Source organism: Moorena sp. SIO3B2 (genome assembly GCF_010692525.1).
GTDB lineage: Bacteria > Cyanobacteriota > Cyanobacteriia > Cyanobacteriales > Coleofasciculaceae > Moorena > Moorena producens.
The window spans coordinates 1-1,021 of sequence record NZ_JAAHHE010001004.1 but is presented as its reverse complement, the minus strand read 5'-3'; the positions used below and the strand labels follow the sequence as shown (position 1 = coordinate 1,021).

1 protein-coding gene and 1 pseudogene are annotated in these 1,021 nt (G+C 40.5%); both read right to left on the bottom strand.

What is annotated here, in order from left to right; all coding sequences use genetic code 11:
- Positions 1 to 454, bottom strand: a 454-nt coding sequence (locus tag F6K38_RS43070; RefSeq protein ID WP_287361067.1) for an HAD family hydrolase, incomplete at its 3' end; no start/stop codon positions are given.
- Between the two features lie 325 nt (positions 455 to 779).
- A pseudogene (locus tag F6K38_RS43065) lies at positions 780 to 1,021 on the bottom strand (transketolase C-terminal domain-containing protein); the annotation flags it as partial.

Here is a 1,021-nt window from a genome sequence, read left to right as displayed (position 1 = left end):
CAACTCTAGTTTCAGTTTTATCGGAAAATCCACCACCACTAAAGTAATCAGCCAAGCCATAATAGCTTAATTTTGCCTTTGCTCCTGCTTCGATATTTCCTGTGAGCAACATCGAAACCACATCAGTGCGATCATGCAAAGCATCTAGAATTTCAATTACCCCCTCCAGGACATATCCTTCTCGGCGGGGCAAACTCTGAGGCAAGTAGTTAACGTAGCCTTCCAGCAGTTGATCCACCAATTTCGGTTCTGGGGACAAACCGTACTGCTTTAGAATATTAGCGGCAATTATTGGGTCTGTCATTCCTGCAGTTTCTATATTTGTCAGTGAAACCGTTTCACCAATTACCTCACTAGCCGCCTCTTCTAGGGCAAATATCCCGGCTCGTTTTGTGGTTAATAAAGTGCTGTCGATGTCCCAAAATAAAACGGTAGTCAAGTCGCTTCGCTCCAATTCAAAATTAAAAATTATTAATTCAAAATGACAATAAGTGGGGGCTTGTACCCGCCACTTATTGAAGACCACTGATAGCGAGGGATTGCTCGCTATCAGTAGGGGCTTGTACCCAGAATTAAAAAATTGCCAAATTTCTGATTTTCTTTATTTTGAATTTTGAATTACCCAAAGGGGTCATTACACTTATATGGTACTATTAATTGAGGCAATAGTTGTTATTTAATTACCGTTATTATAACATTTATCAAATGTAACTCTTGCCTCTTGCCTCTTGCCTCTTGCCTTGGCTTGAGGGAGTATATTCACAACTTAACTAAAAATGCTACATTATAGTTTTATTAATCTCAAATGCTAAACTTTCAGCATCCAGCCCATGAGCACGAAGCACTTCCTGATTTTGACCGCATTTCGGAATATTAAATACTCCAAATTGCCTTACCTGTATTTGCCCAGACAATCCTAATTCTGCCAACCCACTTACAATCCGATCCCCCTGTCCTCCTATTACATAATGGTTATCCAGGGTAAACACCCAGGAGTAACCTTGGAGGATTTGTTCCAACC